This window comes from Arachidicoccus sp. BS20 (assembly GCF_001659705.1).
Taxonomy (GTDB): domain Bacteria; phylum Bacteroidota; class Bacteroidia; order Chitinophagales; family Chitinophagaceae; genus Arachidicoccus.
The window spans coordinates 2,077,205-2,102,996 of sequence record NZ_CP015971.1; the positions used below are offsets into that span (position 1 = coordinate 2,077,205).

The window sequence follows — 25,792 nt, forward strand, 5'->3', positions numbered from 1 at the left end:
TAATTATCGGATTTATTATATGAGTAATTATCAGTTAGATTATTTAGACCAGTTGGAGTCGGAAGCCATTCACATTTTTCGTGAAGTGGCGGGACAATTTGAACGTCCGGCATTGTTGTTCAGCGGCGGCAAAGATTCCATTACATTGGTGCATTTGGCATTGAAAGCTTTTCGTCCGGGCAAGTTTCCTTTTCCTTTGGTACACATCGATACAGGGCATAATTTTCCCGAAGCCTTGCAATTCCGCGATGAACTGGCAGAAAAACTCGGCGAAAAATTAATTGTGCGCAATGTAGAAGATACCATTAAAGCGAAACATTTAACCGAACCGAAAGGAAAATTTGCAAGCCGTAATCAGTTACAGACTTTCACTTTACTCGATACGATTGAAGAGTTTCAATTCGACGCTTGTATTGGCGGCGCACGGCGCGACGAAGAAAAAGCAAGAGCCAAAGAAAGGATTTTTTCCGTGCGCGATGAGTTTGGTCAATGGGACCCGAAACTGCAACGTCCCGAACTGTGGAATATCTATAACGGAAAAATTCATAAAGGCGAAAATGTGCGCGTATTTCCCATCAGTAATTGGACAGAGTTGGATGTTTGGAATTATATCAGAAGAGAAAATATCGAATTGCCTTCGGTGTATTTCTCGCACGAAAGAGAAGTGCTGGAATATCAGAATCAGTTAATCGCAATTTCGCCTTTTATTCAGATTGATGAAACGGATACAATCGCTACAAGAAAAGTTCGTTACCGCACGGTCGGCGATATGACTTGTACCGCAGCCGTTGCGTCTGAAGCGTATTCCGTGGATGACATCATCAGCGAAATCATCACATCGAAAACAAGCGAGCGCGGCGAAACCCGCATCGATGACAGGGTTTCCGAAGCAGCAATGGAAGACAGAAAAAGGAACGGGTATTTTTAATTAGTAATGAATAATTAAAAATTAAGAATAGTTCAGTATTCAAGGATTTCATTTATACAATATCATTTTAAACGGAGGCAATAATTATTAATTACTAATTATTAATTCTCAATTAGAAAATATGGACTTATTAAGATTCTTAACGGCAGGCAGTGTTGATGATGGCAAAAGCACACTTATCGGGCGTTTGCTCTACGACAGTAAAAATATATTGATTGACCAGCTCGAAGCTATCGAACGCAGCAGCAAAGCAAAGAACAACGGAACGGTTGATTTGGCTTTGCTTACCGACGGTTTGCGCGCCGAACGCGAACAAGGCATCACGATTGATGTGGCGTATAAATATTTTTCCACGCCTAAAAGAAAATTCATCATTGCCGATGCGCCGGGTCATATTCAGTACACACGCAACATGGTTACGGGCGCGTCAAACGCAGACCTCATCATCATTTTGGTAGATGCGCGCAACGGTGTTGTGGAACAAACACGCAGGCATTCCTTGATTGCATCGTTGCTGAATATTCCGCACGTTGTAGTCGCGATTAATAAAATGGACTTGGTCAATTATTCAGAAGAAGTGTATAACAACATTGTGGAAGATTACGCGAAAGTGGCGCAGGCATTGAATTTAAACGATGTTGTATATGTTCCTATCAGCGCGTTGGACGGCGATAATATTGTAGATGTTTCCGAAAAAATTGATTGGTACAAAGGCAGCCCTTTGCTCGAATATCTGGAAGAAGTGGAAGTAAAAGGAAATCATAATTTGGTCAATGCGCGCTTTCCTGTTCAGTATGTGATTCGTCCGCAAATCGATGAACTCCACGATTATCGCGGCTATGCGGGAAAAATTCAAAGCGGCGTTTATAAAAAAGGCGATAAAGTAAAAGTGTTTCCGTCAGGTGCAGAAGCGATTATTAAAGCAATTGAACTTAACAACAAAGAAGTGGATGAAGCTTATGCTCCGCAAAGTGTGGTACTGCATCTCGAAGAAGATGTGGACATCAGTCGTGGAGACAGCATTGTGAAAACCGATGACAACTTAAAAGTATCGCAGGATATTGATGCAATTATTTGTTGGATGGACGAAAAACCTTTGACCATCGGAAGTAAATATTTTTTGCAGCACAACAGTAAAGTCGTTCCTGCAATCGTCAAAGAAATCAAGTACAAGCTTGATGTAAACGAGCTGAAAAAAGAATATGAAATCAGCAGCGCATCGTTGAACGAAGTAGTTGAAGTAAAGCTGAAAACCGCGTCGCCGTTAGCTTACGACGCATATAATTCTTTAAGAGAAAACGGCGGAGCGATATTGATTGACCAAACGAGTCTGGTAACAGTTGCCGCAGCGATGTTGCAATAAAATTGAAAATGAAGAATTGAAAATTGAAAGTTTTTCTTCGCGTCATTGCGAGCGCAACGAAGCAATCTCAATACAAAACATAGATTTTAATAAGTGAAAAAAATTGCTCAAGGGAAAGTAATTATTGCGGGCGCAGGACCCGGCGACGCGGAACTGATCACGCTGAAAGCCGCGCGTGCGCTGCAACGCGCCGATGTGGTTTTGACTGACCGATTGGTAAGCGAAGAAATCTTGCATGAACACGTATCGCCGTTGGCAAAAATTATTTTCGTGGGCAAAGAAGGCTGTAACAATGCGCAATCCGTTTCACAAAAAGAAATCAACCAGATGCTGATAGATGAAGCATCTCAAGGCAAATTGGTGGTTCGTTTGAAGGGCGGCGATGTTGCCTTTTTTTCCAATGTTTTGGACGAATTATACACGCTTGTAGAGCATGAAATTCATTACGAAATTATTCCCGGAATCACGGCGGCATCGGGCGCTTCGGCGTATTCAGGCATTCCGTTGACGGCGCGCAATCACGCGCGCAGCGTGCGTTTCGTAACTTATTCGCACAATAAATTTTCTGAGAATTATTGGAACGAACTGGCAACTACGGAAGATACTTTGGTATTTTATATGTCCGGCGAAAATTGGTATGATTTAGCGGAACAATTTATTCAGCACAATATTTCCAACAATAAAAAAATTGCGATTGTGCAGCAAGCAACAACGACGTATCAAAAAGTGTTTGTGCATGATTTTGATGAATTAAAAAGGAGTAAGCCCGAACATGATTTTGTTTCTCCGTCTTTAATTATCGTGGGCAAAGTTGTGAACCTGCACGAAGAATTTTCCTGGAAAGAAAACAGCAAGGTTGATGAAAATTATTTCCGTCCTGCGACAAGAAAACACATCGAAGTTATCAACGAAAACAAATTAAGCGCATAAAGTTTTTGCAATGTTATACGAAACGAAAAAAGAAATTTTTAATGATTTGATTAAGTCCGCTTCACGAGAAGAATTAATCTGGATGAACGGATTTATAACGGGCTTGCTAAATGCTTCAAACCCTGATGTTTCGGGCATTGTAGAGAATAATGTGTCCGTTACAACCAAGATTGACAAGCTCACGATTTTGTATGCAACCGAAACAGGAAATGCAAAATCTGTTGCCACAAAATTTGCTTCAACAACTAAAAAAATAGGCATTAAAACAAAGCTCGTTTCGGCAGACCAATATCGCATTTCCGATTTACCGAAAGAGGAATATTTATTGGTTGTCATCAGTACGCAAGGCGATGGCGAACCGCCTGTTTCCGCAGCGAAATTTTATAATGCGATTCACGAAAATGACTTGCAGTTGAACAAGCTGAAATACGGCGTGCTTGGCTTAGGCGATACATCATATCCTTTGTTTTGCAAAGCTGGTGAAGATGTGGATGAACAGTTGGCTTTGCGCGGCGCAAAACGCATTATCGATTTACAAAAATGCGACACCGATTATGAAGATGCGGCAAATGAATGGTTTGAAAAAACTATTTCGCTTTTAAATAACAACGACGCGAAACCAACGCCACAAAAGGCTTCCGCGAAATCGACAGGAAAGAAAATATATGAAGGAACAATTGTTACCAACATCAATTTGAATGATATTGATTCCAATAAAGAAACATATCATATAGAAATTTCGGCGGAAGATGCTGCGTATAATTCCGGCGATGCTTTGGGAATTGTTCCCGAAAATCCGAAGGCTGTTGTGAAAGAAATTTTGCATTTAACCAACGTTGATGCAGATACTAAAATCGCCTGGAAAGATGATGAATACAGCGTTTCAGAACTTTTGACAAAGAAACTGCAAATCATTTATCTGCACGAAAGAGTGGTAAAAAAATATGCTTCAATCGTTCAGCAGGACATCCCCGAAACGAGAATTAATCTTACTGATTTATTGAAAATTTATCCCGTTAAAAACGAAGATGAATTTATACAGGTATTGCAAATTTTGGAACCCATTGCGCCGCGCTTGTATTCGATTTCTTCATCTCCGGAGGCACATTCTGGCGAAGTTCATATCACGGTTGCAAGAGATAAGTTTATTGTGAACGATAAGGAAGAAGTTGGTTTGTGTTCGGGTTATCTTTCGCAGTTAGATACGGAAACAAAAATCAATTTTTACATTCATCCGAATAAAATTTTCCGTCTTCCTGCGGAGCATAAAGATGTGATTATGATTGGTCCCGGCACAGGCATTGCGCCGTTCCGTTCGTTCCTCTTTGAGCGCGATGCACAGGGCGCTTCGGGAAGAAACTGGCTCTTCTTCGGCGACCAACATTTCACAAGCGATTTCCTGTATCAAACCGAAATTCAATCATTCATTGAAACAGGTTTGCTCACGAGATTTAATGCCGCTTTTTCGCGCGACCAGGAACATAAAATTTATGTGCAGCACAAATTACTACAGCATTCGGCGGATGTTTTTGACTGGCTCGAAAACGGTGCGTACATCTACATCTGCGGCGCAAAAGAACCGATGAGTGTGGACGTTGAAAAAGCATTGATTGAAATTATTGCGCAGCAAAAAAACATTGATGAATCGCAGGCTGAGACCTATTTTGAACAATTGAAAGAAGAGGGACGATTGTTGAAAGATGTGTATTAGTCTGAACCATGATTTAAAGGATTTAAAGATTTACCGGATTATAAAAACGGATAACAAATAACTGATAACGGACAACAGTAATGAGCAATGAATCTCCATTAGAAAAAATAAAAAAGAACAGCAAAGGTTTACGCGGCACTTTGGTCGAAAGCCTGAATGATGAATATACAGGCGCAATACGTGAAGACGACCAGGCGCTTGTAAAATTTCATGGAATGTATTTGCAAGACGACCGTGACAGGCGCGAACAACGCGCCGAGAAAAAGCTCGACCGTTTGTGGTCTTTCATGTTACGATTGCGGTTGCCCGGCGGTTTTCTCACGGCGGAACAATGGGAAAGCCTGCATCATATTGCGGGAAAATATTCGACAGGCATTATTAAAATTACGACACGCCAAACGGTGCAACTGCACGGCATTTTAAAGCAAAATACAAAGCCTACGCACAAGGAATTTAATTTGATGAAACTCGATTCTATCGCGGCTTGCGGCGATGTAAACAGAAATGTTTTGGCAACCGCACATCCGAAGGCATCGCCTGTTCATCAGGAAGTTTTTGAAGCGGCGGACAAGTTGAGTGCACTGCTGAAACCCAAGACACGAGCGTATTACGAAATTTTCGTAGGCGAAGAAAAGATTTCGGAAAAAGTAGAAGAAGACCCTTTGTATCACGACAGTTATTTGCCGCGCAAATTCAAAATTGCGTTAGCAATTCCACCTTATAATGATGTGGATGTTTTTACAAATGATGTTGCGTTGATTGCGATTGTCAAGAATAAAAAATTAATCGGTTACAATGTTGCTGCAGGCGGCGGCATGGGAACAACGCACGGTAACAGCGCGACTTATCCGCGCCTGGCATCTATGCTTGGTTATATCGATAAAAAAGATTTGGATAAAGTGGTTTATGAAATTGCCACAACGCAGCGTGACTTCGGAAATCGTGAAGACAGAAAGTTGTCGCGATTGAAATATACAGTTGATAGATTGGGTTTGAATGTGTTTAAAGCAGAAGTGGAAAAGCGTACGGGCATTACGTTTCAGCCTGCAAAGCCTTATAAATTTACACACAGAATTGACGATTTCGGCTGGGCAAAAAATCATGAAAATAAATGGTATTACACCGCTTTTGTGGAAACAGGAAGAGTATATGACGGCGACAATGTTTCTTTCAAACAAGCGTTTTTGGAAATAGCCGAAGCGCGTAAAGCCAACTTCCGTTTTACGGCAAATCAAAACATTATCATAAGCGATGTTGAAGGAAAAGATAAGGCTTGGGTTGATGAGATTTTGACAAAATACGGCGTTGTTAAAGCAACGGAAAACGCATCTTTAATTCGCAAAGAATCCATTGCTTGTGTCGCGTTAAACACTTGTCCGCTGGCACTTGCGGAAGGTCAAAGATATTTGCCTTCGTTGATTGATAAAGTTGATACACTTATCAACAAACATCAATTAAACAATCAAAATATTTCTATTCGCATGACGGGTTGTCCAAATGGTTGCGCGCGACCTTACGCTGCGGAAATAGGTTTTGTAGGCACGGCTTCCGGGCATTATAATTTGATGCTTGGCGCAGACAGCATCGGCGAAAGACTGAACAAAATTTATAAAGAGAGTTTGGACGAAGAAAGCATTTTAAGTGAGTTGGATAATTTGCTTGGAAGCTATGCTTCGCAGAAAAATGCGCAAGAAAGTTTCGGGGATTTTGTGGTAAGAAAAGGCATTGTTAATTAAGAATGAATAATTATAAATGCGTGTCTAACACAACAACTAAACATATCGTTCAACCAACAACAAATCCGTTGTTCCCCATTTTCTTAAAATTGGAGCAATTGCATTTACTGTTGATTGGCGCCGGAAATGTAGGCGTGGAGAAGCTTTCAGCCGTTTTGTCCAACGCGCCGGAAACGAAAGTTACTGTTGTCGCAAAAAAGGTAAATGAAGATTTTAAGCAATTATTCAGCAATAAAGAAAATATCCAAATCGTTGAAAAGCCTTATGACAACAGTGATTTGAACAATTGTGATATTGCAATTATTGCCGTAAATAATATTGCTTTAGCGCAACAAATAAAAGCAGATGCGCAACAAAAAAATATTTTAGTAAACGTTGCCGACAAGCCAGCTCTGTGCGATTTTTATTTAGGCTCGATTGCTTCAAAAGGCAGCATTAAAGTTGCTATTTCTACCAATGGAAAATCGCCGACCGTCGCGAAGCGGTTAAAAGAAATTATTAATCAATCGTTGCCCGAAGAGTTGGAAACTTCTTTGGACAATCTTCAGCAATTAAGAAAAAGCCTGAACGGAGATTTTCATTCCAAAGTGGAAAAGCTGAATGAGGTTACGCAAATTTTAATCAAACCGAAAGAAAAAGAAACCGTTCAAAAGCCGCTTGTGTTACGGGTTTCGTTTTGGAAGAAAGCCGGTTTATATGCAATGTCAGTTTTAGCAATTATGTTGTTCGGCTATTGGTTATTCGGTTTTGTTTTACCTGTTCATTGGATTGATAATAGCTTTCATTATCTGTCAAACAGTTTAGATACAAATTTCTTTTGGATGTTCGCGGCAGGCTTTCTTGCACAGTTAGTCGATGGCGCCATGGGTATGGGTTACGGCGTATTATCTACCACTTTGTTATCAAGTATTTCCGGTATTCAGATTGCGGGTATCAGCAGCAGCGTTCACATGGCAGAAATGTTTTCCGTAGGTACGGCAGGCATCAGCCACTATAAATATAAACACGTCAATAAAAGATTGTGGGTAGCATTGGTTATCCCGGGTGCAGTAGGCGCGGTGCTTGGCGCAATATTTATCGGCACATTGGGCAAGACTTTCGGTGCGTATTCAAAGCCTCTTGTTGCAGCTTATACTTTTTATTTAGGGTTTAAAATCCTGAAAAAAGCATTTAAAAATTTACGGATGCAACGGCAGAGAAAATTAATCAACGTCCGTCCTGTTGCATTCGTCGGCGGTTTTTTGGATGCGTTTGGCGGCGGCTGGGGACCGCTTGTTACAAGCACTTTAATCTCCGGTGGGCGCGACCCGTTATACACTATCGGTTCATCTACCTTTACAAAATTCTTTACTTCTATTGCAAGCACCGCAACATTCATTATCGTATTTCATCAAATGCACTTTCAGATAATTGCGGGATTGATTTTCGGCGGAATGATTGCTGCACCTATTGCCGCAAAACTATCGGGAAAATTTCCTTTAAAAACCATGTTTATTTGTGTGGGCATTCTGGTAATGCTTTGCAGTCTGCGCAATATTTTCGCTGCCTTTTTGTAAAAATAATTTGTTACAAACGCTGCTTTAATCGTACAACCATTTCATTTTTCCAGCTTGCAAAATCGCCTTCAAGTATATGTTTTCTTGCTTCGCCTACCAACCATAAATAAAAAGCAAGATTATGTATGCTCGCCAACTGTAAACCCAACAATTCCTGACTTACAAATAAATGGCGGAGATATGCTTTTGAATAATAATTGCTCGTTTCGCATACAAAACCATCATCAATCGGCGAAAAATCGGTTGCCCATTTTTTATTTTTAATATTGATAACGCCTTGCGATGTAAACAACATTCCGTTGCGACCATTGCGCGTAGGCATCACACAATCAAACATATCCACGCCGAGTGAAATACCTTCGAGAATATTCCATGGTGTGCCCACACCCATTAAATAACGCGGTTTAGCCTGCGGCAAAATATCGCAGCAAAGCGCTGTAAACTCATACATTACATCTTCCGGCTCTCCTACGCTCAAACCGCCGATAGCATTGCCCACAGCATTTTTAGAAGCAATATATTCCGCCGAAGCCGTGCGCAAATCTTTAAACGTATTGCCCTGAACAATCGGGAAAAGGTTCTGCGTATAACCGTATTTGCCTTCGGTTTCGTTTACTCGTGCAACGCATCTGTCGAGCCAGCGATGCGTAAGTTCCATGCTTTTTTTCGCATAAATATATTCGCAACCTGCAGGCGGACACTCATCAAAAGCCATAATAATATCTGCACCGATGCTGCGCTCAATATCCATTACTTTTTCGGGAGAAAATAAATGTCGGCTGCCATCGATGTGCGATTGAAAAATCACGCCTTCTTCTTTAATTTTTCTTGTTCCTGAAAGAGAAAAAACTTGATAACCACCGCTATCCGTAAGAATCGGCTTGTCCCAACCATTGAACTTATGCAAACCGCCGGCTTGTTCCAAAACGTCCGTTCCGGGACGCAGGTATAAATGATACGTGTTGCCAAGAATAATTTGCGCAGCTACAATACTTTTCAGCTGTTGCTGGTTTACAGCTTTCACACTGCCTACGGTGCCTACGGGCATAAAAATAGGTGTAAGAATTTCGCCGTGGTCTGTGGTAATTTTTCCTGCGCGGGCTTTTGTATGATTGTCTTTTGAGCGGAGAGAAAATTGCAATGCTGCCATTGGGCAAAGGTAAATGAAATTGGTTGTAAAAGAAGTTGGCGTAAAAACCGGGTGTGATTCGTAGGCAAATTGTTTTGCCCAACAAAGCCATTTAAAAAGCTATAATTTATAGATAATTACTGCAAGAATATAAATACAGGTAATGAGGAAAATTCCTCTTGCCGTTTTATCGATTTTACGATTGATGTAAATAGTAAAAAGCACTACATTCAACATCAGCGAAATGCTGGAAACTGCCGTCAGCAGCGATTTATTGTCAAATAGTGCATGAAAATATTCGGAAAAAGAAAAAGTAGGAAAAAACTTGACATAATAAAATAACAACACGCCGATAACCGGTGCAACCAATCCCAACAGTACGCCCGTTTTCAGATTATCTTTTGCGAATATCGAAATGAAGTTTTTTATCCAGCTCAGTTTTTAATTTGTAATTAGTCAGGTCGAACTGTACAGGCACCACGCTTACATAATTATTTTCCAGCGCCCACACGTCCGTATCTTTTTTCTTATCAAAGCTAACAAATTCTCCCGCGAGCCAATAATAATTTTTTCCTGCCGGGTCGATGCGTTCTTCAAAATCTTCCTGATGCTTGGCATAAGCTTGCCTGCATACTTTTACACCTTTGATTAATTCAAGCGGAATGGCGGGAATATTGACATTCAAACAAAAATGCTTATCCAATTTTTTACCCAGCAATTCATTGACCAAAAGACGTACATAATATTTAGCTGCGGAAAAATCGGCTTCCACACTATGGTCGAGCAAACTAAACCCGATACTCGGAATGCCTTCAATACTCGCTTCCAGCGCCGCTGACATAGTACCGGAATAAATCACATTGATAGAATGATTGGCTCCATGATTAATTCCACTTAAACAAATCTCCGGTTTTTTATGCAGCACTTTATCCGCCGCGAGTTTCACACAATCAACAGGTGTACCGGAACATTGGTAACTTTCAATACCGTCAAAAACGTCCACTTTTGTCAAGCGCAACGGCTGTCCGATGGTAATAGCGTGTCCCATACCACTTTGGGCTTTGTCCGGTGCTACTACCACAATTTTTCCCAGTCCACGCACCGCCTCTACCAATGCGCGAATGCCCGGCGCCAAAATGCCATCGTCATTCACGATTAATATTACAGGCTCTTTTTCTTTTTTCTTTCCTTTCGACATAACTTCCGGTAACAAACTAAGTTAATTTTTAAGTTACTTGGTGTAAAGCAAGCGTTATGTTTTTGACAATTATTCTTTCTTGCCAAAAATCTGGTCAACAGCCCCGCTAAGCATCGGGAATTTTTCTTTTACAAAATCGATAACTACTTCAACGGACTTTTCTGCCTGTTCAGGCGAAAGATTTGCTTGTTCTACTAACTTATTTACTAATTCTTGCATAAAATTTTTGCTAAAAAAAGCAGCCGAAAAATAATTCAACTGCTTTTGGGGTTAAAAAGATAATTGAATTTTTTACTCTTTGGATTGTACCAGCCCCAACTTTGCTTCCAGACTGAGTGTCGCATGAGGTACGGCACGCAAGCGGGCTTTGTCAATCAATTTCCCTGTAACGCGGCAAATGCCATACGTTTTATTTTCGATGCGCATCAATGCTTTTTTCAGGTTGTCGATGAAAGAAATCTGGCGGCTCATCATCTGGCTCATTTGTTCGCGTTCCATGCTTACAGTACCGTCTTCCATTGTCATATAACGACCTTCCACATCACTACCCATATCGTCTTTGCGGGTAATAATACCTTGCAAATAAGCGACCTCTCGTGAAGCGTCTTCCAACTTTTTATTGATTAAAGCTCTGAATTCCTCCAGTTCTGCATCAGAGTAGCGCAATACCGGTCCATTATCGCTGCCACTTACCGAGCGCTCTTCCAACGGCTGATAACCCGGAGAATAAGGCTTGCTCGTTTTTACACTTGTTTTAGGCACTTTTACTTCTTTAAAAGGAACTTCTTTTTTCTTTTCTGGTTTTTTTATTGCCACAGATGAAATGTTTTCTTTTTTTACGGATTTTGTTTCTTTTTTCTTTTCTACTATGGCTTTTGCTTTGGGTACCGCAACCGGCTTTTTTGCAGGAGCAACAACTTTTTTTACCGCTTCCTTTTTAAGGGGAATCGATTTTTTTACAATCGTTTTTTTCGCAACCTGCTTTTTTGCAACCTGCTTTTTTGCAACTACCGCTTTCTTTTGCACAGGCGCAACTTTTTTAGCAGCTACCTTTTTAACGGAAACGGCTTTTTTCACAACCGCTTTTTTAGCAGGCGCAATTTTTTTTGCCGGAGCCGGTTTTTTCGTAACAACGGCTTTTTTCGCAACCGGCTTAGCTGCTTTCTTAGGTGCGGGTTTAACTGCTTTTTTGACAGTCTTTACCGGCTTCTTAGTGGCAATCTTCTTTTTTGTAGCCATAGACTTAACTGTTTTTGCTGACACTAACTTTGAGTGTTGTGTCGTCTATATCAATCTCTGTTCCATCTTGTAAATTGGGAACGAATTGCAATTCGTCTGCCAAAACTTCAGAACAAATGTAATTACTGAATTTTTCAATCGCTGCACGCACTTTTTCATTTTCCGCTACTTTAACAAAGATACGGTCTGTGAGTTCAAATTTATATTCTTTTCTGATATTTTGTACACGATTTACAAACATTCGCGCGATTCCTTCCTGTTTGAGCTCTTCGGAAATGGTAATGTCGAGCGCGACTGTCAAATTTCCCTTGCCTGCGACGCTCCAACCCGGCACATCTTCCGCCGTAATAATTACATCCGCAGGCGTGATTTCGATAATTTCTTCGTCAATATCTATTTTGAAAAAACCGTCTTTTTCCAATGCTGCAATATCGTCCTGCGAAAAATTATTGATAAGCTCGGCGGCTTTTTTCATTTTTCCGCCTAAACGTTTTCCGAGCGCTTTAAAATCGGCTTTTATTTTTTTATGAATGATGCCGTGTGCGTCGGTTATATATTCCACTTCTTTGATATTCGTTTCGGATTTGATTAAATCTTCCACTTTTTCAAATTGAGCCTGCATTTCGGGATTCAGCACGGGAATCAACACTTTTTGCAAAGGCTGGCGAACGATGATATTTTCTTTTTTTCTTAATGAAAGAATCAAAGAAGATGTGTCTTGTGCTAATTGCATTCTTTCTTCCAATGACAAATCAATCAGCGATTCATCAGCCATAGGAAAATCGGAATGATGCACACTTTCTACTTCAAATCGTTTTGCAACTGCGTTCAGATTTCTGAAAATTTCATCGCTGAAAAACGGCGAAAGCGGTGCTATTAATTTTGTCAAAGTTTCCAGACATTCATAAAGCGTTTGATATGCCGCAATTTTATCCGCTTCATATTCGCCTTTCCAAAAACGACGGCGACACAAACGAACGTACCAGTTGCTCAAATGCTCATCCAAAAATTCTTCCACCGCACGGAACGCCAAAGTGGGTTCGTAATTATCTAAATTCTCTGTTACATTTTTAATTAAAGAATGCAACGATGATAAAATCCAACGGTCGATTTCAGGACGTTCATTTACAGGAGTATATGCTTCGGAAAACGAAAATCCGTCAACATTGGCATATAACGCGAAAAACTGATAAGTGTTGTATAATGTTCCGAAGAATTTACGCTGTACTTCCTTGATGCCGTCGAGGTCAAATTTCAGATTGTCCCAAGGCGATGCGTTGGTCATCAGATACCAACGTGTAGCATCCGCGCTGTAAGTATCAATTGTGTCGAAAGGGTCAATGGTATTGCCCAAACGTTTGGACATTTTGTTGCCGTATTTGTCCAACACCAATCCGTTTGAAACAACGGTTTTGTATGCGCGACCGTCCACATTTTCTGTCGGAAGATTTGCATTTTTCAATTCATCAATAACATCTTCTTTGACGAGTGAACTGATGGCGTGTAACGTATAGAACCAGCCGCGTGTTTGGTCAACGCCTTCGCATATAAAATCCGCAGGATAGTTATCTGCAAAAACTTCTTTATTTTCAAACGGAAAATGCCATTGTGCAAAAGGCATCGCGCCGCTATCGAACCAAACATCTACCAACTCGGAAACGCGCTTCATCGGTTTTCCCGAAGGAGAAACTAATGTAATATCGTCCACGTAAGGTTTATGTAAATCCAAAGCCTCCCTAAATCCCTCCGAAGGAGGGACTTGCGAAACACCTGCATTAAAAGATTTCTGTAATTCTTTTTCTAATTCTTCCACGCTGCCGATGCAGATTTCTTCACTTTTATCTTCAGTACGCCACACGGGCAACGGCGTTCCCCAAAAACGAGAACGCGACAAATTCCAGTCCACCATATTTTCCAGCCAGTTGCCGAAACGTCCTTCGCCAGTCGATTTTGGTTTCCAGTTAATGGTTTTATTTAATTCAACCATTCTGTCTTTCAACGCGGTGGTTTTAATAAACCATGCATCCAACGGATAATACAAAATCGGTTTGTCGGTGCGCCAGCAATGCGGATAGCTGTGTTCGTATTTTTCAACTTTGAAAGCTTTGTTTTCTTTCTTCAGTTTTACACAAATATCCACGTTCACATCTTCGTAATTCGGATCGTCCTTGTAGTTTTTTACATATCGTCCGCTGAACTCGCCAAGTCCGTCGATGAATTTGCCTTCTTTGTCCACCATTACCAATATGCCGATGCCGGATTTCTGCCCGACTTTATAGTCGTCCGCGCCAAACGCAGGCGCAGTATGTACAATGCCCGTTCCGTCTTCTGTTGTAACGAAATCGCCGAGCAATACTTTGAATGCATTCGGATTATCGGTTTGATTTGCTTCGTAAGGCATCAGTTGATGATAGGAAACGCCTTCAAGATCTTTGCCTTTGAAAGTCTTTAATATTTTCCAGCCGAAATGTTTTTTCTTGCCGTCGCTGTTTTCAAATATTTCCGCATCGCCTTCTTCGAGAGAAAGATTCAACGGATTTTCAAAATATTTATGGAACAATGCTTTGGCAATGACAACATTCTGGTCAATTTCCGTGTAAGGGTTTTTGGTCTGAACTAAAAGATAATCAATACCTGCGCCTACCGTCAAACCGAGATTGGAAGGCAACGTCCAGGGCGTGGTAGTCCAAGCCATGAGACCAAGTTCTTCGCCGTTCGTTTTATCAAAAAGAAATTGTGATTTTTCGTTTTTGACAACGTTGAAAACAACGGTCGCACTCGTATCTTTTACGTCTTTGTATGTGCCCGGTTGGTTCAGTTCGTGCGAACTCAAACCTGTTCCTGCTGCAGGCGAATAAGGTTGTATGCTGATGCTTTCATACAGCAAACCTTTGTCGTACAACTTTTTCAGCAGCCACCAAAGCGACTCGATATAATTGTTTTCAAATGTGATGTACGGATTTTTCAAATCCACCCAATAACCCATTTTGGTCGTGAGCAAATCCCATTTGTCTTTATAGCGCAACACCGCTTCGCGGCATTTTTGGTTGTAATATTCAACGGTAACTTCGTTGCCGGATTTATCTTTTTTACCCGTGCCGATGTCTTCTTTGGTAATGCCCAATTCTTTCTCCACACCCAATTCCACAGGCAAACCATGCGTGTCCCAACCACCTTTGCGCTGCACCTGAAAACCTTTCATGGTTTTGTAACGGCAAATCATATCCTTAATAGTGCGGGAAATCACATGATGAATGCCGGGCATTCCGTTTGCACTTGGCGGACCTTCGTAAAAAACGAAAGTTTTAGCGCCTTCGCGTAGCGAAATGCTTTTTTCAAATGCCTGCCCGGACTGCCATACTTCCAGCATTTCTTTCTCGATGTCCGGCAAATTGAGTGATGAAAATTCTTTATATTTATTAGCCATAAAAGAAAATCCGTGTAATATATTGATAAAATGTGTGCAAAGTTACAAATATTTTGGATGCAAATATTCTAATGCCCTACACTCTGCCATTTTATAGCATAGCGTATGTTGTTCATATATTTTTTATGTTGGAACGAAATCTAACTTTATCGGAGCAAAGTTGCTTCGCTTCCTCATTCCGAAACAAGGTCCATTAAAAACCATCTAAATATTTTTTAGCGCTTTAATTTTTTGCTTCATTTTTATTTCAAAAAATCTTGTAGGTTTGCAGCACTTAAAAAATATTTTATGGCATTTCCTGCAGAATTAAAGTACACAAAAGACCACGAATGGATTAAAGTTATTGACGGCAATACAGCGCTTGTAGGCATTACCGAATTTGCACAAAGCGAACTGGGCGACATTGTTTATGTGGACATCAACACCATCGGCAACGACCTGCAAGCCGAAGAAGTTTTCGGAACTGTTGAAGCTGTAAAAACGGTAAGCGATTTATTTCTTCCCGTTGCGGGCAAAATACTGGAAATAAATCCCGATTTGGAAAATCAGCCGGAACTGGTTAATACAGACCCCTACGAAAAAGGCTGGATGATAAAGTTAGCACTTGCCAATCCCGCAGATATCGACGGCTTAATGGATGCTGCTGCATATCAGGCATTAGTGGGATAATTTACAGCATTTAGATATATTTAAAGAGAGATACTTTATTCAGAGTATCTCTCTTTTATTTTTCTAACTAATTTGTGCCGGAACAAATAATCCGCTGTAATCATTTTGCCGAAAGGTTTAAAACGTTGCGGATTATTTGCCCGGACTTAATATTATTGGAACAGGCTGAGCAACTGTTCCGTTTTCACTTCATTGTCCGCCTCTTCTAAAATAGCAAGCAATCGCGAGGCTTCTTTTTTAGTGAATATCATATAGGTTTCCTGTGAAGACGTAGGAATAACAATGGTTTTAGCGTTTTCTTCTACGGACAAATCGTCTATATCGCATTCATTCTTTAAAACGTTCATCAGCATTTTAAAATCGTAGGAAGACAGGTTTAACAACATTGTACCGTAACCCACCTGATAGCATTTGCAATGTCTGCAAAAGACCACGTAACCGTCTTTATCGAAAAACATTGTTTGTATGTCGCACATAATTTTCTGTTTCAGTACAAAGGTGCGCAGCATCAAAAGAAAAGAGTTTCGAGATGCGGAAAAGATATTTACGCAATGCGGAATTTTTTTTCTGTCAGAAAAAACAGAGCAGGATTTGAATAGTTCAAATCCTGCTCTGTTTTTTCTTTAAAGTTTGCGAAACAACTACGCTTCGCAACTTTTACAGCTTACCAGATTCGTAACCATTTCTTTGGAAACGCTTTGGCTGCGCTGATAGTAAAGCGTTTTAATTCCAAGTTTCCATGCTTCGATAAAAAGCTTGTTTACTTCTTTGATAGGAAGGTTCGCCGGAATATTCACGTTTAAGCTTTGCGATTGGTCGATATATTGCTGGCGAATAGCCGCCTGCTGAATTATCTCCAACTGGCTTATTTCTTTAAACGTTTTAAAAACTTCTTTTTCTTCAGGTGTAAGTTCGTTTAAATGTTGCACGCTGCCGTGATTGAGCATAATGCTTCTCCATGTATCTTCATTATCAATACCTTTTTCTTCCAGCAATTTTTTGAGGTATTTGTTTTTGCGCATGAAATTGCCTTTGGACAATCCTACTTTATAATAATTACTGCTGAAAGGCTCTATACCCGGAGATGTTTGTCCCAATATCGCGGAAGAAGATGTTGTAGGCGCAATTGCCAAAAGCGTAGTATTGCGTCTTCCGTATCCTTTGAGCAATTCCGGCTCGCCGTAAATCCACGCAAGGTCACGGCTTGCTTTTAGCGCTTTTTCATTAATGTCTTTGAATATGGATGTAGTCAATTGCTTTGCCCTTAATCCTTCAAAAGGAATCATATTTTTCTGCAAATATGAATGCCAGCCCAACGCTCCTAAGCCTAATGCACGATGTCTTTTGGCAAAACGATGCGCCGCTTCAAGATAAAAGTTGCCTTCCGATTTTGCAATAAATTCCTGCAACACGGCATCTAAGAAAAATATGGCGAGCTTAACGGCATCGGTATCTTTCCACTCGTCATAAAGTTCAATATTCATGGATGCAAGGCAACAAATAAATGATTCATCTTCCGTTGACGGAAGCATGATTTCGGAACACAGGTTGCTTGCGTGTATGGTAAGGTCCGCATCCTTATATACCTGCGGTCTGTTTCTGTTCACATTGTCCGAAAAGAAAAGATAAGGCAATCCTTTCTGCTGGCGGCTTTCCAATACTTTAGCCCAAATTTCCCTTTTCTTCATATCGCCGTCAATCATATCCTGCATCCAGTAATCGGGAATACATACGCCGTAAAACAGGTTTTGTATAGGATGACCAATATCTTTTATAGAAAGAAATTCTTCGATGTCGCCGTGGTCAATGTCCATGTAAGCGGCAAACGCGCCGCGGCGTACGCCGCCTTGCGAAATAGTATCCATAGCCGTATCGAAAAGACGCATGAAACTCACGGCTCCCGTGCTTTTTCCGTTGTCCGTGATAGAACTTCCTCTTTCGCGCAACGCACCGAAATAGGCAGAAGTACCACCGCCTAATTTGGTTTGCATAATTACTTCTCCAAGCTTGTGCGTAATGCCTTCGATATTATCGGGAATATGCACGTTGAAGCAGGAAATAGGCAAGCCTCTTTCCGTTCCCATATTTGCCCATATCGGCGAGCTTAGGCTCATCCAGCCGCGTTCCACTATTTCTTTAAAAGCATCTTTTAGTTCAGGTTTATACAGGCGTTGCGCTGCGGCAGCACAAATACGTTCTATGGCTCCTTCTACGGTTTCGCCTTTCAGCAGATAACCACTGTTCAGGATGCGTTCGCTTTCTTCGTTTTTCCACCACAGCTTTTCGTAGCTGTCGCTTGCAACGGCGGAAGATTCCGCTTCGGGTAATATGGTTTCAAATAAGTTACTCATGATAATTGTATTTTTAAATATGATTGTTATAAATTAAAATAGGTCGTGTGCCGAAATACTTTTGTCAAACTTGGTATATTCTACCGGGCGCTTTGCAAAAAAATCGTCAAGTGTATTGGAAAAAACTTCTTCTTCAAACCAAAGCATCGGACTGATTTCTTCGGCGGTAACATTGAAAACCGCAGGAATACCTATTTGTACCAAACTTTCATCCGCACGCTTTTTCATAAAGTTGGTCAAATCTTTTTTGTTGATAATTTCAATTTCGCCTTCACTGAAAATCCAGTCGAGAATATTGGCTTCCGTGTCGATAGATTTTTTTACAATAGCCTGTACGTGCTCAATAGTGGAAGCGGAAAAAATATCGGGATACTCCTCTCTCAGTTTATTGATAAGGAAAATACCTGCATTGGCATGAACCTGTTCGTCCACCGAAGTCCATGCGATAATGTTGCTTACATTTTTCATCAGTCCTTTAAAACGTGTAAATGCAAGTATTACGGCAAACTGACTGAACAAGCTTACGTTTTCAATCAAAATGCTGAATAAAATAAGTGCGGAAGCATATTCTTTTTTATCGCTGGAACCTGCGGTGGATAAGGCTTCCGAAAGATAAGCCACACGTTCCTTAATTACCGGTACTTGCAGCAGGCTTTCAAACTGATTGTTGTGGCCCAGCACTTCCAAAAGCCTCGAATAGGCTTCCGAATGCCTGAACTCGCATTCGGCAAAAGTGGCGCCTAAGCCGTTTATTTCGGGCTTCGGAAAATGATGATACAAATTGCCCCAAAACGATTTTACCGCAACTTCGATTTGTGCAATGGACAACAAACTGTTTTTGATGGCGTTCTGTTCCGGAATACTCAAAGTAGAATGGAAGTCCTGCGTATCTGCCGTAAAATCCACTTCGGAATGCACCCAAAACGAAGTGTTAATTGCCTGCGTAAACTTTAATATTTCCGGGTACTCAAACGGTTTGTATTGCACCCTTTTGTCAAATAAACCCATAACTTAAATATTTTTAGTGTAAAAATCCCTCATGCATTATTGCTAACACACAACAGAATAGAATATGATTAAATGAATTGCGTTCTCCGCTACGGAGTAAAATCAAAGTTCATCATTTATTCATCTTTTTTTAAAGAAAGAAATCAACAAGTGTGCATAATAATCTATTCTTTTTTCAATCTTTTACTTAAAAGATAAATTGTAGTGAATTCCAATCTTATAACTTCTTCCTGATTGATAAGGTATCAGGTAGTTGATTGCATTATTGATATTGTTTATCGAAAATTGTACTCTTAAATTTCTGTTCCGAAGAAAAGTATATTGAACGCTTGCATTCAAGAGCCAGAAGCCGTTTACATAAATATCGTAAGGATCAATAAAACCGTTGTTGTCCAAATCCAAAAAGCCGTACTTACCTCTGTAATTTGCTCTGAACGAGCCGCCCCAGCGAGAATGATTATCGTCATAATAAAGTTGCAATTGCAACATATTACGACTGCGAACCGGTAGATTGAAATAATCGCTTACGTATGCAGTGCGAACCGGATTGGCTCGAACAGTCAATTTGCCTGCTTTTATGGAATCTAAAACAGATAAATCTTGAGAATACAGCAATTGATAATTCGCCGCAAAATGAATTCCTTTAAACAACTTGCAGGAACCGTTAATTTCCAAGCCTTTATTTACCACGCGGGCAAGATTAATATAGCTGAATATTTGCGCTCCGTTTGTTTTGATTCCTATTTGTTCGGTAAAAATCATATTTTTGATATGATTATAAAATATATTCGCTTCAAAGCTTAGTTTATTTCCGGCGGTCCATTTCGCATCTATATTGTAGCTGTGGGATGTTTCTGCTTTAAGATTTTTTATTGAAGATGCAATAGGCCATATACTGCTTACCTGCCCGGCAGAATCCAATGCCGCTAAAGAAGATGATAAAACATTGGCTCCGATTACTGTGTAGCCTTGGGTAAGATTTGTAAACACTTGATTCATTTGTGTGTATGTCGGCGACTTAAATCCCATTCCGAATGACGGACGAATGGTTAATTGTGCCAATGGTTTCCATTCTATTCCCGCGGCAGGCGTTATTTTTCCTCCATATATTGAATTACCTGTTGCACGTGCGCCGACGCTTAGTTTTAATCTTTCGGCGGGCATATATTGTACTTGTGAATATCCGAAATAATCATATTGCCTGCCGCTTTGTTCATTCTCATATCCGTTCAATTGGTTTAATTCGATGCCTGCGCCTGAAACAGATTGCCATTTATCATCGGCTGAATGTGCAAGATATTGTGCTTCCAATTGATTAGTCCATTCCCCGAAACGGAATGTTTGCAATGCGCTGTTACTGTTTTGCAATGCAACTTCTTCACCGGAATAATAATGCGTTAAATAATATCTCAGCAGGAAACGGGAACGGTTACTGAAATTATGGTTCCATGAAGCCAAAACATTTACGTCATTATCATTCAGCTTATCTGTCGTTACGTAATTATCTCCGTAATTTCTCCACATGGAGCTGTTGCGAAATGAATACCTTGTACTGATATTTATACGGTCTTTATCGCTTATATCCAGCAGCATTCTTCCTTGTAATGTATTGCTTATATAGGGCGGCGTCGTTTGACCGCCAAGCAAATATTGAGGATTGGCATTGAAACCGTCGGTTTTATAAAAATCTTCATTTATCTGATAAAAGCTTTTTCTTTTTCCGAAAGGATTTGCAAACGAAGTATTTGCGTTAAGCGTATTAAAGCTGCCGTAATTAATACCTGCGGAAAGTTGTCTGCTGCTGATATTTTGGTTTGTAATAATGTTGATTACGCCGCCTAATGCATCAGCGCCGTAAAGCGTTGAGGTAGCTCCTTTCGTTATTTCGATGTGGTCTATGTTTTGAACGTCAAAGCGGGAAAGGTCAAGATTCCCGTTCATGCGCCCTTCAATCGGCATCCCATCCAACAATATTTTTATATATTCCGAACTGAAGCCTTGCATTTGTATTCCTACGGCTCGGTTGCCGGCTCCAAGGTCGCTCACTACAGCAATACCGGGCTGTTCTTTCAGCACATCATCTAAGCGTTGAGCTCCTGACATTTCGATTTGATGTTTACTTACCCGGCTTTTTGCATTTGTAATCATGTTGTAGGAAATCAGGTCATCATTCTTTGGTCTACTGCCGGATTCGGATGCTTGAACTTCAACGTCTTTCAAAGAATCGGTATGTTGAAGCGTAATATTTTGTTCAATATTTTTATCAATATTAAACGAGCCGATAATATGCGGGGTCTCTTTCTGTAAAACAGATACAATGTAATGTCCGTGCGGGATATTTGTAAAGTAAAAACGATTATGGGGTAATATTACTTTGCGGCTAAAAGAATGTTTATCGTTTTTAAGACGGACAACCAAAGTGTCATTCTGTTTTATTGCTCCGGATATTTTACCCTTAAATGTATATTGGCCGTTTGCAGTTGCCGCCCCTAATAAAAATAAAATTGTTACCGCCCATTCGATGACGCTATTTTTCGACCTCATAATATTTTACCCAAAAGGCAAATTTACCTGCGGTAATTTACCGGATACGGTATAAATCCTATTGTGTTTACCATTTCAGGTATGTTTTGTCATTGCTATGTCATAATTTTGCCGAACAAGAATGACTACATGATTTAATATCTCCTAAGTGTCCGGGCAAAGCTGTAAGCATAGAAATTCTTGTTGCCGGAATCCTACGTAGAAAGTATAAAAAAAATACGAAGTTTCCGGTTACTTAATTTATTGGTTGACGATAAAAACAAAAAGCAAATGACTCCTTATACAGATTCTTCTAAAATATGCCGATTTGATATTCAGCATTTATCACATCTGGACAGTATAAAAGAAACCGAGAGAAATTTATCGGATAATACAGGAAGCAAAAAAGGCTTTGTAAAAGAGGTTTCAACTCCCGACGGAATTATCTTGGGTTATTACAATGTTTTTTCTCAAAGAAATCAAGAAATCACTTTATGTAATGAAACGCCATATTTTCAGCTCAGCTTCAATATTCTCGGCTCCAAACAATATAAAATAAAATCTTCGGGAAAAGAAGCATTGAATTTAAAATCGCTTCAATACAATTACCTGCATTTGCCCAAAGGCGATATGTGCATAGAATGGCAAGGCAACCAAAAACTGGAATCTTTTGAACTTGGAGTAACCGAGCATTTCTTTAATCATATTTTGCCTGAAAGCCATCCTATACATGACCGAATCGAAAAATTACAAAAAGGCAGCGGCGACTGTGCGCTGGGCAAAAACAATCTTCCGTTGCGAACGGAATGTACCGCCATCTTGTATCAAATGCTTAACTGTCCGATGACAGGACATTTAAAACGCTTGTACATTCATGCAAAAACCATAGAGCTTATTTCTCTGCAACTCAGGCAGTTTGAAGAAGTTTGTAACACGCATTCTTACAAAGAAGCCGATAAAAAACTAACGAAAGAAGAAATTGAGCGAATGTATCTGGCAAAAGAAATTGTTGAAAAAAATCATAATCAACCATGCCGGCTGATTGATTTGGCACATAGTGTAGGAACGAATGATACTTATCTCAAAAAACATTTTAAAATCGTATTCGGAACAACAGTGTTTGCTCACTTGTTGCAATTCAAAATGGAAAAAGCCATGCAGTTTTTGAAAGACGGCTATAGTATTTCCGATGTTGCCGGTCTTACCGGATACAACCGGATATCGCATTTTTCCAGAGCCTTTAAAAAGCATTTCGGTTTTCCGCCCAATAAAGTAAAATAGCGGGTTGCGGCATAAAAAATAAAAGAGGGAAATCATACATCCCTCTTTTATTTTGTTATCCATAATGCGAATATTATCCAACTGATGATTTTAAGTAAAATCAACAGGAAAAACCATTTTCCGTATTTTTTTCGCGTTTTGGAAAATACAGGCCGATTGAGCAGCTCTCTTATCCGACCAATCACTACTCGGCAATAATTTGGTAAACTTTAAAATCGCTTTTCATAGGAGCCGGTTTGCCTTCTTTTTTGGCTTGTTCCAAAATAGCAAAACCTCTTTTATGCCCTTCCAAAAAAGCTTCTGATTTTGTCCAATTCTCAAATGCTTCTTTTGAATCCCAGTGGCTTAGTATCAGATAAGGCTCTCCCTGCTTTGCAGGTTTTAAAACTTCCATATCTATAAATCCCGGTTCTTTATCGATTGCACCTTTTCTGGTTGCAAATAATTCTTCAAAAGTTTCTTCAAATTCGGGCAGACAACTTATGTAGTTGATAGCTGCAAAATTTTTCTTCATACATTAAATTTTTTATTTCTCACAAAAATAGAAATGTCATAATAATGTCATTTTAAATAGGGGGAATAATATTTACCGAATACGGTATTTCTTGAAATTATTAAAAATACCTTATATGGTAAACGCTTGGTCAGTATTTCCCATATTGGTAAACGAGTGTTGCGACTTTTGCATTTTAAACTGAAAGGATGATTAAAGGAGTTTTAAACAAATGCGGAGTATTAATAATTGCTTTATCCGTATTTTGGGGATGCAGCAAAGACAATGCAACATCTGCCGATGCGGGTGCCGCCGGTCAGGGAACATACGTTTATAATCTCGCAGGCGATACCGCTGCATCGGTGGGTATTGAAGAGGGTAAAACACAGAGGGCATTCTACCCGCTTTTATTCGATTTTTCTACAGGCGAATCTCATTTATTGAAAACCGCTGCCGACTCGGCACAATACGTTACGGGAAACTGGGATATTGCCTTTACGGCACAATATAATTCCATAGTGATTCCCAATAACGGCAGCTATCAGAACACACTCGGTTACGGAGGTCCAGGCTCATTCATTATTATGGCAATAAATACTGCCTTTGATAAGGTAACTGCGGCGCCAAGCGACGATGCAATGAAAGCCGCAGCGATGCAGAGTATCGGGTGGGACCAGGGGGATGGACAAGGGTGGTTTTATTACAGCACTAATAATCATATTTGCGTTGCAGTTACCGACAGGACATTTATCTTCAAAACGAGTGACGGATTGTATGGGAAAGTAGAATTTATCAGTATTTATAAAGACCACCCGGCGGTAGTTACAGACTTATATTGGCCGGCTCCCTATCTTTCATTCCGTTACTTTTTGCAAAAAGACGGCAGCACGAATCTTACGACGTCTTCAAATTCTTAATATAAACAAATAAATCTAATATTAATTAAAATCAAAATGAAAAAACAGTTAACAAACATTGCATTATTGGCAGCCGTAACAATTATGGCATTTTCTTGCAGCAAAAATGATAGTAACACATCAATTCCCGATAACGGGGATAACGGGATGTCAATAGGCGATACTATTTCGTTGGATAACAGTTATACCAAAGGATATCTTACGCTGATTGCGGAAAAAACATTTTATGTGGGCAATTTTACACAAGGCACAGGTGTTAATACTACGGATACTTTTGCCTTTGCTACGAAAAATGCTAATTTTTATTACAGCCTGTCGGGCTTTAAAGGAGATTCCACAGATTATGATATTTCATTTAACAAATCATACGCATTAACCGTAGATACATCCAAATACAAGCTTGCATTCATCAACAAATCATTCGAAGATGTTACGGATACCACAGGCGGAACATTCATACCGACAGGACTGGCAGGTATGAATAATACTTATCCGTCCAATGATTCGGTTCCCACCGCTTCAGGTTGGTATATATATAACGCTACTACGCATATTGTACAGGCATACAGCACGCGCACTTATATAATTACCAATAAATCTACCGGCGACTATTACAAGTTCCACATCGTAAGCATGTATTCGGGCGGTCAACCGAATGCTGCGACAGCAGCGTTAAATTTTCCGTACTACCATTTTGAATATATGAAGTTGAATTAGTTTAGAGAAACTCATATAAAATTATTTATTGTGAAATATTCTTATAGAAGGCAAGACACGACAAGTCTTGCCTTCTTCTTGTAAATATCTCCCGCGGTTTTAATATTTAAATCGCTTATCCGCGGTTTGTTATACCACTCATTTTATCATATAAACACACTCAACTTTAATTTAATTTGATTGGCTGTTGCCAAAACCGAACTGAAATTCACAGCCTTTGACTTATTAGGACAGAATAAAAACATACTGACTTTCTGAATCAAAACACCATCGGAACTACTGTTACCAACGGATTACGACAATACTTTATGTTGTCGTTTTCTTTCTATCCAAGAAAATTCGGCGGAAAAGCAACACAAAATCGTATGATGATTGTGAGATAAAATGTTGGTCGCAGATTGTAATAGTAAAAATGCGTATTGCCTTTTAATATTAAAAGCAACGACAGTGTCTCGAGTCACCATCGTTGCTTTGATTGCCGTCTCGCCGCAATGCGCGCCCTTTCGTACTGATACCGGAATGAAAAGTTACCAACGCCGCCGGTACTCCATACAGATAACAAACAATTTTTTTTCGGGGGATGCTGTCTGTCTTATCAATACGCTTCACTCTTTCC

Annotated in this window: 21 protein-coding genes; 10 read left to right on the forward strand and 11 right to left on the reverse strand. The window is 40.0% G+C overall.

Annotated features, from left to right (window positions below; translation table 11 throughout):
• The first annotated feature begins 19 nt into the window (after positions 1 to 19).
• The 6 genes from cysD to A9P82_RS09400 all read left to right on the forward strand — a co-directional run bounded on the left by cysD (position 20) and on the right by A9P82_RS09400 (position 8,224).
• On the forward strand, positions 20 to 928 hold the full coding sequence (cysD, locus tag A9P82_RS09375) for a sulfate adenylyltransferase subunit CysD (protein ID WP_066207151.1): 909 nt from the start codon (positions 20 to 22) through the stop codon (positions 926 to 928).
• Between the two features lie 121 nt (positions 929 to 1,049).
• A complete protein-coding gene (locus A9P82_RS09380) occupies positions 1,050 to 2,291 on the forward strand; it encodes a sulfate adenylyltransferase subunit 1 (RefSeq protein WP_066207155.1) in 1,242 nt (413 codons plus the stop codon).
• A 93-nt stretch (positions 2,292 to 2,384) separates the two neighbouring features.
• Positions 2,385 to 3,221 carry a uroporphyrinogen-III C-methyltransferase gene (cobA, locus tag A9P82_RS09385; protein WP_082915297.1) on the forward strand — a complete coding sequence of 279 codons (837 nt, stop codon included), beginning with the start codon at positions 2,385 to 2,387 and terminating at the stop codon, positions 3,219 to 3,221.
• Positions 3,222 to 3,231: 10 nt separating this feature from the next.
• Positions 3,232 to 4,932 carry a diflavin oxidoreductase gene (locus A9P82_RS09390; protein ID WP_066207160.1) on the forward strand — a complete coding sequence of 567 codons (1,701 nt, stop codon included), beginning with the start codon at positions 3,232 to 3,234 and terminating at the stop codon, positions 4,930 to 4,932.
• A gap of 80 nt (positions 4,933 to 5,012) precedes the next feature.
• Complete coding sequence (locus A9P82_RS09395) at positions 5,013 to 6,668, forward strand: NADPH-dependent assimilatory sulfite reductase hemoprotein subunit (protein ID WP_066207163.1); 1,656 nt, start codon at positions 5,013 to 5,015, stop codon at positions 6,666 to 6,668.
• Positions 6,669 to 6,688: 20 nt separating this feature from the next.
• Positions 6,689 to 8,224, forward strand: coding sequence for a TSUP family transporter (locus tag A9P82_RS09400; RefSeq protein ID WP_197492135.1), 1,536 nt, complete (start codon positions 6,689 to 6,691; stop codon positions 8,222 to 8,224).
• A gap of 10 nt (positions 8,225 to 8,234) precedes the next feature.
• Here A9P82_RS09400 and tgt read toward each other — a convergent pair whose 3' ends face one another.
• The 6 genes from tgt to ileS all read right to left on the reverse strand — a co-directional run bounded on the left by tgt (position 8,235) and on the right by ileS (position 15,217).
• Positions 8,235 to 9,374: a tRNA guanosine(34) transglycosylase Tgt gene (gene tgt, locus A9P82_RS09405; protein WP_197492136.1), complete on the reverse strand. Its 1,140-nt coding sequence runs from the start codon at positions 9,372 to 9,374 to the stop codon at positions 8,235 to 8,237.
• A gap of 99 nt (positions 9,375 to 9,473) precedes the next feature.
• A complete protein-coding gene (locus A9P82_RS09410) occupies positions 9,474 to 9,728 on the reverse strand; it encodes a hypothetical protein (RefSeq protein ID WP_066207167.1) in 255 nt (84 codons plus the stop codon).
• 19 nt (positions 9,729 to 9,747) lie between these two features.
• The gene (surE, locus tag A9P82_RS09415; RefSeq protein WP_231891134.1) at positions 9,748 to 10,566 is read right to left on the reverse strand and encodes a 5'/3'-nucleotidase SurE; all 819 of its coding nucleotides are present in this window, start codon (positions 10,564 to 10,566) and stop codon (positions 9,748 to 9,750) included.
• Between the two features lie 54 nt (positions 10,567 to 10,620).
• The gene (locus tag A9P82_RS15655) at positions 10,621 to 10,770 is read right to left on the reverse strand and encodes a hypothetical protein (protein WP_197492137.1); all 150 of its coding nucleotides are present in this window, start codon (positions 10,768 to 10,770) and stop codon (positions 10,621 to 10,623) included.
• 72 nt (positions 10,771 to 10,842) lie between these two features.
• Positions 10,843 to 11,790 carry a TraR/DksA family transcriptional regulator gene (locus A9P82_RS15440; RefSeq protein WP_156522651.1) on the reverse strand — a complete coding sequence of 316 codons (948 nt, stop codon included), beginning with the start codon at positions 11,788 to 11,790 and terminating at the stop codon, positions 10,843 to 10,845.
• Between the two features lie 4 nt (positions 11,791 to 11,794).
• Positions 11,795 to 15,217, reverse strand: coding sequence for an isoleucine--tRNA ligase (gene ileS / locus A9P82_RS09430; protein WP_066207176.1), 3,423 nt, complete (start codon positions 15,215 to 15,217; stop codon positions 11,795 to 11,797).
• A gap of 288 nt (positions 15,218 to 15,505) precedes the next feature.
• On the opposite strand from ileS, the gene gcvH reads away from it, so the two are divergent.
• A complete protein-coding gene (gene gcvH / locus A9P82_RS09435; protein WP_066207179.1) occupies positions 15,506 to 15,886 on the forward strand; it encodes a glycine cleavage system protein GcvH in 381 nt (126 codons plus the stop codon).
• A 152-nt stretch (positions 15,887 to 16,038) separates the two neighbouring features.
• Here the strand turns inward: gcvH and A9P82_RS09440 are convergent, their stop codons facing one another.
• The 4 genes from A9P82_RS09440 to A9P82_RS09460 all read right to left on the reverse strand — a co-directional run bounded on the left by A9P82_RS09440 (position 16,039) and on the right by A9P82_RS09460 (position 21,789).
• The gene (locus tag A9P82_RS09440) at positions 16,039 to 16,362 is read right to left on the reverse strand and encodes a DUF6686 family protein (protein ID WP_156522652.1); all 324 of its coding nucleotides are present in this window, start codon (positions 16,360 to 16,362) and stop codon (positions 16,039 to 16,041) included.
• Between the two features lie 165 nt (positions 16,363 to 16,527).
• Entirely contained in the window at positions 16,528 to 18,237 is a 1,710-nt protein-coding gene (locus A9P82_RS09450; RefSeq protein WP_082915298.1) for a ribonucleoside-diphosphate reductase subunit alpha, read from the reverse strand.
• A gap of 33 nt (positions 18,238 to 18,270) precedes the next feature.
• On the reverse strand, positions 18,271 to 19,245 hold the full coding sequence (locus A9P82_RS09455; RefSeq protein WP_066207190.1) for a ribonucleotide-diphosphate reductase subunit beta: 975 nt from the start codon (positions 19,243 to 19,245) through the stop codon (positions 18,271 to 18,273).
• A 183-nt stretch (positions 19,246 to 19,428) separates the two neighbouring features.
• On the reverse strand, positions 19,429 to 21,789 hold the full coding sequence (locus tag A9P82_RS09460; protein ID WP_066207192.1) for a TonB-dependent receptor plug domain-containing protein: 2,361 nt from the start codon (positions 21,787 to 21,789) through the stop codon (positions 19,429 to 19,431).
• A 270-nt stretch (positions 21,790 to 22,059) separates the two neighbouring features.
• On the opposite strand from A9P82_RS09460, the gene A9P82_RS09465 reads away from it, so the two are divergent.
• Positions 22,060 to 23,049 carry a helix-turn-helix domain-containing protein gene (locus A9P82_RS09465; RefSeq protein WP_156522653.1) on the forward strand — a complete coding sequence of 330 codons (990 nt, stop codon included), beginning with the start codon at positions 22,060 to 22,062 and terminating at the stop codon, positions 23,047 to 23,049.
• A 184-nt stretch (positions 23,050 to 23,233) separates the two neighbouring features.
• Here A9P82_RS09465 and A9P82_RS09470 read toward each other — a convergent pair whose 3' ends face one another.
• Complete coding sequence (locus tag A9P82_RS09470) at positions 23,234 to 23,563, reverse strand: antibiotic biosynthesis monooxygenase family protein (RefSeq protein WP_066207201.1); 330 nt, start codon at positions 23,561 to 23,563, stop codon at positions 23,234 to 23,236.
• A 188-nt stretch (positions 23,564 to 23,751) separates the two neighbouring features.
• Here A9P82_RS09470 and A9P82_RS09475 point away from each other — a divergent pair, with 188 nt between their 5' ends.
• On the forward strand, positions 23,752 to 24,459 hold the full coding sequence (locus A9P82_RS09475) for an HmuY family protein (protein ID WP_066207204.1): 708 nt from the start codon (positions 23,752 to 23,754) through the stop codon (positions 24,457 to 24,459).
• Positions 24,460 to 24,495: 36 nt separating this feature from the next.
• A complete protein-coding gene (locus tag A9P82_RS09480; RefSeq protein WP_066207208.1) occupies positions 24,496 to 25,176 on the forward strand; it encodes a hypothetical protein in 681 nt (226 codons plus the stop codon).
• Positions 25,177 to 25,792 lie beyond the last annotated feature (616 nt).

Coding starts and splice junctions, on each gene's coding strand:
- A9P82_RS09475 (WP_066207204.1), top strand. CDS start 23,752: ATGATTAAAGGAGTTTTAAACAAATGCGGAGTATTAATAATTGCTTTA.
- A9P82_RS09480 (WP_066207208.1), top strand. CDS start 24,496: ATGAAAAAACAGTTAACAAACATTGCATTATTGGCAGCCGTAACAATT.
- A9P82_RS09390 (WP_066207160.1), top strand. CDS start 3,232: ATGTTATACGAAACGAAAAAAGAAATTTTTAATGATTTGATTAAGTCC.
- A9P82_RS09470 (WP_066207201.1), bottom strand. CDS start 23,563: ATGAAGAAAAATTTTGCAGCTATCAACTACATAAGTTGTCTGCCCGAA.
- A9P82_RS15440 (WP_156522651.1), bottom strand. CDS start 11,790: ATGGCTACAAAAAAGAAGATTGCCACTAAGAAGCCGGTAAAGACTGTC.
- A9P82_RS09460 (WP_066207192.1), bottom strand. CDS start 21,789: ATGAGGTCGAAAAATAGCGTCATCGAATGGGCGGTAACAATTTTATTT.
- gcvH (WP_066207179.1), top strand. CDS start 15,506: ATGGCATTTCCTGCAGAATTAAAGTACACAAAAGACCACGAATGGATT.
- A9P82_RS09455 (WP_066207190.1), bottom strand. CDS start 19,245: ATGGGTTTATTTGACAAAAGGGTGCAATACAAACCGTTTGAGTACCCG.
- ileS (WP_066207176.1), bottom strand. CDS start 15,217: ATGGCTAATAAATATAAAGAATTTTCATCACTCAATTTGCCGGACATC.
- A9P82_RS09380 (WP_066207155.1), top strand. CDS start 1,050: ATGGACTTATTAAGATTCTTAACGGCAGGCAGTGTTGATGATGGCAAA.
- A9P82_RS09440 (WP_156522652.1), bottom strand. CDS start 16,362: ATGTGCGACATACAAACAATGTTTTTCGATAAAGACGGTTACGTGGTC.
- A9P82_RS15655 (WP_197492137.1), bottom strand. CDS start 10,770: ATGCAAGAATTAGTAAATAAGTTAGTAGAACAAGCAAATCTTTCGCCT.
- tgt (WP_197492136.1), bottom strand. CDS start 9,374: ATGGCAGCATTGCAATTTTCTCTCCGCTCAAAAGACAATCATACAAAA.
- A9P82_RS09395 (WP_066207163.1), top strand. CDS start 5,013: ATGAGCAATGAATCTCCATTAGAAAAAATAAAAAAGAACAGCAAAGGT.
- cysD (WP_066207151.1), top strand. CDS start 20: ATGAGTAATTATCAGTTAGATTATTTAGACCAGTTGGAGTCGGAAGCC.
- A9P82_RS09465 (WP_156522653.1), top strand. CDS start 22,060: ATGACTCCTTATACAGATTCTTCTAAAATATGCCGATTTGATATTCAG.
- A9P82_RS09450 (WP_082915298.1), bottom strand. CDS start 18,237: ATGAGTAACTTATTTGAAACCATATTACCCGAAGCGGAATCTTCCGCC.